Here is a 2,804-nt window from a genome sequence, read left to right on the forward strand (position 1 = left end):
TGGTAGAGCCCTTGCCTTCCAAGCAAGTTACGTGAGTTCGATTCTCATCACCCGCTCCAAAAAAGCTTACGATAGTCGTAAGCTTTTTTTTTATAAAATGACAAAAAAACTTAATTATTTTAGTACTTTAAACAAAAAAATAATAATTTATATGAAAAAATAAATTTGCGTAATATAATGTCCTTATGGGAGGGGAGTATATGTCTAATATATATACAGGATATTCAGTAGATGAGTTTGATAAATTATATCAATATGATGGAGAATTAGGGGCAATTTATAGTAAAGAAAAAACAGTATTTAGGCTTTGGTCACCATTAGCAGAATCAGTAAAAGTAATTTTGTTTGGTAAAAATCCTTATCTTTATAATAATTATCATGAAGAAGTTATAGATATGAATTATAAGTGTAATGGAATTTGGGAGGTAGAAGTAGAAGGAGACTTAGATGGAGAATTTTACAATTACCGTGTAAAAAGACAAGAAGTAGAAAATGAAGTAGTTGATCCATATGCAAAAGCTGTTGGAGTTAATGGAAATAGGGGGATGGTAGTAGACTTAAATGACACAAATCCTTTAGGATGGTATGAACATAAAGTTCCTAAATTTAACAGTCCTCTAGATGCTATTATATATGAAGCTCATATAAGAGATTTTACAATAGATGATAGCTGTGGAATAGAAAAAGATATAAAAGGTAAATTTAAAGCTTTTTATAAGGATACATCTTATTTAAATGATGGAAGAAATATAGGAATAAATCATTTAAAAGATTTGGGTGTAAACGTTATACAATTACTACCTGTATTTGATTATAAAACTGTTAATGAAATGAATTATAACGAGGAAGAATATAATTGGGGTTATGATCCTTTAAACTATAACGTCCCAGAAGGATCATATGCAACTAATCCCTATGAAGGGAAAGTTAGAATAAGAGAATTTAAAGAGTTAATTATGCAACTTCATGAACTAGGCTTTAAAGTTGTTATGGATGTAGTATTCAATCATACTGCAGATACAGAAAATTCGAATTTCAACAAAATAGTACCAAAATATTATTATAGACAAAATGAATTTGGAGATTTTTCTAATGGATCAGGCTGTGGAAATGAATTAGCATCAGAAAGAGCTATGGTAAGAAAATTTATTTTAGATTCAGTAAAATACTGGGTTGATGAATACAAGATAGATGGCTTTAGATTTGATTTAATGGGACTTCATGATATTGATACAATGAAAGAAATTAGATTAGCGTTAAGAGATGATATATTAATATACGGAGAAGGATGGAAGGCTGATAAATCTCCAATGGATAACTCAAAATTATCACTAAAAGAAAATGTAAATAGCTTTGGGAATCTACAAATAGGAGTATTTAGTGATGATATAAGGGATGCAATAAAGGGAAGTGTATTCGAAAGAGAAAAAGGTGGCTTTATTAATGGTGTAAATGATTTTGATGAAACTATTAAGTTTGGTATAGTAGCATCAACAAAACATAAAGATATAGACTTTAATAAACTTTTATACTCCAAGAGGCCATGGGCTAATGAACCACATCAAGTTATTACATATACATCAGCTCATGACAATTATACAATGTGGGACAAAATATCCTTGGCAGAACCGATATCCAGTAAGGAAGAAAGAATCAAAATGAATAAATTAGCAGCAGCTATTATATTGACATCACAAGGAATACCATTTATTCATTCAGGAGATGAGATTCTTAGAAGCAAGAGAGAAAAAGATGGAAGCTTGGTGGAGAATAGCTATAAATCATCAGATTATGTTAATAAATTTGATTGGAGTAGAAAAGAAAAGTATATTGACATTTTCAATTATTATAAGAAAATAATAAATTTAAGAAAAAATCATAAGATATTTAGAATGGATTTATTCAATGATATTAATGAAAATATTAATTTCTTAAAAGAAGGGGTAAATTTTAATCAAAAAAATATTGTAGCGTATATATTAGATGGACATAAGTTTAAGGATTCTCTTGAAAAGGTAATAGTGATATTTAATGGAAATAAACATGATGTTAAAGTTAAGTTAGACCATAATAGATTTTTAGCTATATTAGACGATACTGATATTGATGAAAACGGAATTTATGAAATAAATGATTCTGTTATTAAAGTAAAAGGTATATCAGCTTTAATATTAAAATATTTATAATATCTGAATTAATGGAATGTATTTAAATTGGAGCTGTGAAAATAGCTCCAATTTAAATTTACAATTATACAATAAGATAAAAATAGATTCATATAACAAAAGTTATAATAAATATATTAGTTTCATATAATTGGACAGTATATCTTGGCGCACCTAGAGGGGTTCGAACCCCCGACCGATGGATTCGAAGTCCAGCGCTCTATCCTGCTGAGCTATAGATGCAAAACATTACAAATTCTATTATATTATTAATTCATTTTAATTTCTATATTTGTATAATAAATACTTATTTTTTATGTTTAAAGTAAAGAATATTGAATTATTTAAATTAAACATATCCTAGCGTATCAATATGCATAAAATAAAGAAATAAGTATAATAATAAAGAAAGAAAAGGATAATTTCAAATAAATATGATTAATATTTTTGAATAAGATTTAGTCTATGATACAATAGTCAATGTTCTCGGGAAACGAGTCAAATGAAAGAAAAAAACATGTTGACAAGTAAAACACGAGGTGATAATATATAGAAGTCGCTTGAGAGCGATGAAGAAAATGATCTTTGAAAATTGAACAGAATATAAGTTAAGTATAAAATAAACCAGCAATTCTTTTA

Annotated in this window: 1 protein-coding gene and 1 tRNA gene; one reads left to right on the forward strand and one right to left on the reverse strand. The window is 27.5% G+C overall.

Translation table 11 applies throughout. The features are described 5' to 3' along the window. The first annotated feature begins 200 nt into the window (after positions 1 to 200). Positions 201 to 2,186, forward strand: a complete 1,986-nt coding sequence (pulA, locus tag HUJ77_RS15300; protein ID WP_291710120.1) for a type I pullulanase — start codon at positions 201 to 203, stop codon at positions 2,184 to 2,186. A gap of 145 nt (positions 2,187 to 2,331) precedes the next feature. On the opposite strand, the gene HUJ77_RS15305 is transcribed toward pulA, so the two are convergent. Next, positions 2,332 to 2,408 (reverse strand) — tRNA-Arg (locus tag HUJ77_RS15305). Positions 2,409 to 2,804 lie beyond the last annotated feature (396 nt).

Source organism: Clostridium sp. (assembly GCF_021443865.1).
GTDB lineage: Bacteria > Bacillota > Clostridia > Clostridiales > Clostridiaceae > Clostridium.